Below are 5,991 nucleotides of genomic sequence, written 5' to 3'. Positions count from 1 at the left end.
AGCCCTGCCCGACAACAGGTTCGATCTTATCGAAATTTTTTGCATCAACAATGATGACAACCGAATCTCGCAAGGAGCGAGTGGGGGCATCAAAGGAACGGAGATTAGTATAGTCCCGGAGATACCAGACAAAGGGCCAGGAAATACCAGTATCCGGAGCGCTTGCATCGTAGGCAATGATGGCACTAAGATCCCCGGTGGTGCGCTTGGAGATTTCCTCGACTTGTACCATCACATCTTTGACGCCCCTCGCTGCGTGGGCATAAACGAGATATTCTTTCGCGCTATCGTAGTTTATATAAGCAGCCCTATAAGCAGCACGTCCCGTCAATAACGCAAGCAGGCCAAATATCGCAAGTAAGGCGAGGCTCAGAGCCTCTTTCAATGTCCACTTACGGAAAATGAGGACGAGCCCAACTGCGCTGATAATGGAAGCGATCAAAGGAAACAGGAATTCATTGGTGGTTTGGAGTTGTTCCAGGGTTTTACCCTGAAAAGGAAAATTTGATCCATTGATACCAAGCAGGGCATTTGCGAAACTCGTAAAAAAGACAAATACGAGTGCAGCTGCCAACCAGCCTCTTTTTCTATGAATATCTGCCCAGGGGAGGCTTTTGATAAGATGATTTAATCCCCAGCCAGTGAGAAGGATCATCGGGAGGGTAATATGATAGGTAAGCCAGGGCATCCGCTCGCCAGCATAGGAATAGGCAAGCACACTGCTGAAGACCCACCAACCAAGGAGGGCAAATGGAAGCGAGGGAGAAAAAGGTTCGGCTGAGTCGGAGTCCGGTAGTTTTGAAATCTCTGTATCTTCAGTATCCGAAACGGGTGGCGATGATTTGCGTAGTCCAAAGAAAATGGCAACCCAAACACCAAGGGCTGGTAAAAACTCGTATATAGGTATCTGAATAAAGATATAGTAATACCAGGGCTGGCTGCCGCGGGCCACCTCCTGTTGGACCAGCCAATATCCCAGGGACCCGAAAAGTCCTGTAAAAAAACCGGCGCTATTTGTAAAGATGGTTGTAAATAGCACCGTGAAAACGCAGTAAAAGAGTAAAGCGTTTTTCCAATATAAATCGGCATTCCACCAAAGGCCAAGGGCAATACTGAGGCCAAAGGTGATAGAGATTGCCACACCAATTTGAATAAGTTCCTCGGTGAGGAGCCCCGTCAACTCTGGGGTCGTGGTGGGGATACTCCAGCCAAATATCGTGGAGATAAGGGGAGTCAACAAGGGAAGAACGAGCGTCCCCGTTAGCATCAGCAGATCAAAGGAGCGTTCGGAGCGTATTTTCTCCCAGCCAAGACCTCGGATAAGGTAATAAGCCGCAATCCCAAACGCTGCCAGGGCCAGTAAGCCTAAGATTGCGACCCACGGGATGATTCCTGAAGGTGGTATGGCCATCGTAGGTTCGGCAAGAGGGTTAGCCGGAAGGGCAGTCTCTGCAACCGGAGCAGGGGCTTCCCCCTTGCCGAGCAGCCCTGCTCCGAGGGCGCCACCGACAAGGATAATAGCAACCGCCACAAGGGTGACGAAATTATTCCGGGCTTTATCATTTGACCAGGACTTGTGGAGTATTTGCCAGAAGAAATAACTGGCAAGAAATAGCAGAATCTGCGCGGTGTAAATAAAAGCGGTTTCTTTGGATGTGAAGTTGAACAACAAACTGATCGTGAGCAAGAAAAGATATCGTTTATCACCCTTTTCCAAAAAGCGCAAAACTGCAAAGAGCATCAATAATCCGGCAAATCCGCTATAGGGTTCGTTGCGGACATAACGCCCATAATAAAGCATATAAGGGGAAATGAGCATGAGAAGTGCGGTAATCAAAGCGCCGGCTTTGCCTAAATAACGCCGCCAATACCAGACCATCCAGATGGTGGCGATACTAAAGAGCGCTGCGGGGATACGGGCGGTAAAATCGTTGACCCCAAAAAGATAATAAGCCAGAGCAAGAAGATGAAATTGCTTTGGCCCATGCATCATTGGGGTATGTTGATAGCCATCGCCTTTATAGAGCAGCCAGGAAAAATAAGTGTGCAGACTTTCATCATGGCTCATCACGCGCGCTCCAAGTTCGTAAAAACGACTTAATAAAGCGAGAAATATGATGATGCCAAAAAGGAATACCTCACCCGTGACAACTGGCAGGGCAGGGTGGAGGGGGCGTTCAAGCCAGGAAGGTTTTTTGTTAGTCATAGTGGATCATCTTTTGCTGGTTTATTGGGGTTTTATTCATCGGATAGACTATACTGCAAAGGGGATTTTCTGACAAGTTTTTACCATAGTAAATTGCGCGTAGCCAATGACATAATCAAACTCCAAGCCCTTAATTATCTTTAACAGCCAACTGACCACAACCAGCCTGAATGTCGATCCCACGGTGCATGCGGATCGTACACGAGACCCCAGCTTGTTCGAGGGTTTCCTTGAATATCCTGGCCCGATCATTGCCCGTGCTACGGCCCTTGAATCCCCGGGTGGGGTTGAGGGGAATCGCGTTGACATGGCAGAGTAGACCTTTTACACGGCGAGCAAGGATATGGGCTTGTTCGGGTGTATCGTTGATCCCATCGATCAATGCCCATTCAAAGGTGATCCGGCGGTGAGTCTGCTCTACGTAGTAGCGGCAGACTTCCATTAACTCGGAGATAGGATATTTCTCGTTGATCGGGAGCATGGAAGAGCGTAATTCATCTTCAGCGGCGTGGAGAGAAATGGCAAGATTAACCTGACGCTTTTCGTCGGCAAAACGTTTGATCAGCGGGATCAAACCAACAGTCGAGACCGTGAAACGGCGCGCCCCAAAGGCGAAGCCATCCAGGCTATTCAGACGATCAATCGCGGTCATAGTGGCATCATAGTTATGGAAAGGTTCGCCCATTCCCATCACAACGACATTGGTCAGCTTTTCGCCTTGATCCTGGAGTTTGCGGGCGTGATAAATGACCTGTGCGACAATTTCACCGCTGCTGAGTTGACGTTTGAAACCCATTTGACCGGTGGCACAGAAGGTGCAGCCCATGCCGCAGCCGACCTGCGTTGAAATACAAGCTGTGCGACGGGGAGTACGTCCCACCGTATCATATTTCATCAAAACCGTTTCGATTTTCTTCCCATCATTGAGCTCAAACAGGGTCTTGACGGTTTCGCCATCTTTTGATTCGCGAAAATCTGTCGGTTTGAGGACTTCAAAAGTGAGCAATTCGCCCATTTTTTCACGCAAGGCTTTGGGGAGATTGCTGAATTCATCGGGCGCAAGCCAGAGATTCTTGTAAATCCCTTCCCAGATCTGTTTGCCGCGATAGCTGGGCTCTCCCCAGCTTTTGACGCGGGCGGCAAATTCAGGAAAGTTGAAATCGTAAATTAGCGGATTAGTCATATTATTGGTCTTTTGGCTATTTTGCCTCGGATAAGTTGATGATTATTCATCCAGAAATCAATTTGTTTTCCCCGATTATACCTGCTCAGCATTCCTGCATGGGATTAAAAATACTGTAATTTATTGCCAAAACATGCTTTTCACGCTCAAAAAAACTCGTTTTTCGCAAAAAATCTATTAAAAAACAATATTGCTCAAATTTTCTACAATCATATCCACTTTTGGTATCCATGCTTGACCTTCTTCACGCGTGGCGACACCCGTCAATACCAGCGCGGTTTTGCAGCCTGCGTTTCGCCCGCCCAAAATATCTGTTTCAAGCCGATCGCCGACAACAAGGGTTTCCTCAGGTGATACGCCCATTTGCTGCATGGCAAGGTTAAACAGGTATGGTTCTGGTTTGCCCGCTACAATTGGGTCAACACCAGTGGCTGCAGTCAGTGCAGCAATGATTGACCCTGCTCCCGGAAGCTGCCCAAAAGTGGATGGGTAGGTATTGTCCGGATTTGTGGCATAGTAAGGGACACCTGCGCGGATGAGCAAGGTTGCCTCGACTAATTTCTTATAATTTATACCAATATCCAGCCCGGAGACAACTGCGACAGGAGAATTCTTCTCAAGGGCAGGGGGCAAATCATTCTCTTCGGCTGTATAGGGTGTAAAACCATGCCTGGAGAGCACCTCTGCAAGACCACTTCCCCCAACGACATATACATCACCACCCTTGGGGAATTTCTCTTTGAGGATTAATGCCGCTACCTCAGAACAATTGAAAACCTGCGATTCATCAAGGTTGACGCCAAATGAGGCCAGTTTTTGGACGTAATCAGCAGAATTCCGGGTGGAATTATTTGTCGCCAGCGAGACTTTTAGCCCACGTGCAGTTATCGCTTCAAAATTGCGCACCAAATCACCGATAGCTTCATCTGCACGCCAGAGGACCCCATCCATATCAAGGATCAGGGCTTTGATTTTGGGGGAAAGTTGGTCAAGTTTCATAGTTATTTATAATTAAAGAAAATGTCATTGCGAGCCGCGACAGCGGCGCGGCAATCTCCGCCTTCACGGGGATTGCGTCGGCGATAAAACCACCTCGCAATGACGCTAAATTTCTATTTCTTGAACTTTTTTAGCAAATAGTCGAGCACAGGTCGGTCAATCCAACCTTCATCGGGATTGGCGCGCTCTTCAAAATTTTCGTTACCCAGAAAAGAATTCAGGGCTTCAGCGGTCACATCCGTGTAGACGCCATCGATTTCAGGCTGATAATAGCCCAGATTCGCCATGATCCGTTGGATATCCTTCAGAGGCTCGCCGCTCAATTTCACGCGTTCGCTTTCAGGGGATTCGCCAAAATACAGATCATGCAATTCCAGCAAATTGCCAAGTTTCGGAACAGGATCAAGGGCATCGTCTACACGATAATCGATCCAGCGATCGATAAAGCCGCCATAGCCGCCCCTTGGCTTGGCGACATAAATGGCAGCAGATTGACGTCCACGTTTGTCTCCACCGGCAGAATTCCCTGCATGGAGCGCTTCGTAAAGTCGGGTGGGTAGGTCACCATTTGTTTCCAGAAATGTGGATTCCATTGCCTGGACAACATCCTTACCCGTGAGAATATTCCCCTGGATGGCATACCCGGGTCCGGTCAATCCGCCAGCCCACTCGTGACATTTTTTACCGGTAAAAGTGGCGGATTTTCCCTGCGCATCAACGAGGCCGACCTGACGTGTTTCACGTCCCTCATCGGCGGCGAGCAGCTTCTCCATCGTTTCTTCGGCAGACAGGCCATCGGCCATCATCGCCAGCCCATTTGGGCCATAGGATGTATTTGCATAGGATTGGGTTGCTACTGCGCCAACCTCTGCATTTACCCAGGGGACAGCTGAACCAACTGCTGGAAATTTTGAAGCAACTGCTACTCCCCAGGATTTCTCTTCAAGATCGCAGGCTACAATCGAGAAGGTTGAAAATCGCGGCATCCCTATGCTTTCTCCGGAATTTCAAGAACCTGATCGACCAAACCGTAGTCCGCAGCTTCCTGGGCGCTGAGATAGAAATCACGGTCGGAGTCTTTTTCAACCTCTGAAATCTTCTTCCCGGTATGTTTTGCCATAATTCCCAGGAGGGACGCCTTCAGCCGCATAATTTCCTCGGCCTGGATGACAATATCAGTGGCCTGGCCCTGTGCGCCGCCAAGTGGCTGGTGCATATGGATCGTGGCATGGGGCAAAGCATAGCGCTGACCTTTTGTTCCGGAAGTTAATAGCACGGTACCGAAGGATGCCGTTACACCAACGGCAACAGTGCTGATCGGATTGGAGATCATCTGCATGGTGTCATAGATCGCCAAACCGGCGTAGATCACACCACCGGGTGAATTGATATACATCCGGATTTCTTTTTCAGGGTCCTGATTGCTCAGGTAGAGCAGCTGCGCGATAATTGAATTCGCGACCTGATCGTTGATCTGCGTGCCCAAAAAGATGATGCGTTCTTTTAGCAGCAGGGAATAAATATCGTAAGCTCGTTCGCCACGTCCTGTTGATTCGACGACCATTGGGACTATGGATTGGGGGTTATTTGGAATCATTTTTTC

The 5,991-nt window shown here is 48.9% G+C and carries 5 protein-coding genes; all 5 read right to left on the bottom strand.

Features of this window, described 5'->3' with window-relative positions:
• Positions 1 to 2,206, bottom strand: a 2,206-nt coding sequence (locus tag AC3DOM_RS14760) for a flippase activity-associated protein Agl23 (protein WP_487919807.1), incomplete at its 3' end; no start/stop codon positions are given.
• A gap of 130 nt (positions 2,207 to 2,336) precedes the next feature.
• Positions 2,337 to 3,389: a dual-specificity RNA methyltransferase RlmN gene (gene rlmN, locus AC3DOM_RS14755; RefSeq protein WP_487919806.1), complete on the bottom strand. Its 1,053-nt coding sequence runs from the start codon at positions 3,387 to 3,389 to the stop codon at positions 2,337 to 2,339.
• Between the two features lie 177 nt (positions 3,390 to 3,566).
• On the bottom strand, positions 3,567 to 4,388 hold the full coding sequence (locus tag AC3DOM_RS14750) for an HAD-IIA family hydrolase (RefSeq protein ID WP_487919805.1): 822 nt from the start codon (positions 4,386 to 4,388) through the stop codon (positions 3,567 to 3,569).
• 113 nt (positions 4,389 to 4,501) lie between these two features.
• Positions 4,502 to 5,374, bottom strand: coding sequence for a DUF1028 domain-containing protein (locus AC3DOM_RS14745; protein WP_487919804.1), 873 nt, complete (start codon positions 5,372 to 5,374; stop codon positions 4,502 to 4,504).
• Positions 5,375 to 5,376: 2 nt separating this feature from the next.
• Complete coding sequence (locus tag AC3DOM_RS14740) at positions 5,377 to 5,985, bottom strand: ATP-dependent Clp protease proteolytic subunit (RefSeq protein WP_487919808.1); 609 nt, start codon at positions 5,983 to 5,985, stop codon at positions 5,377 to 5,379.
• Between the last annotated feature and the right edge of the window lie 6 nt (positions 5,986 to 5,991).

The organism is Candidatus Desulfolinea nitratireducens (assembly GCF_982879505.1).
Note: the sequence above shows the minus strand (reverse complement) of the source record. Positions and strands in the feature narration are given on the sequence as shown.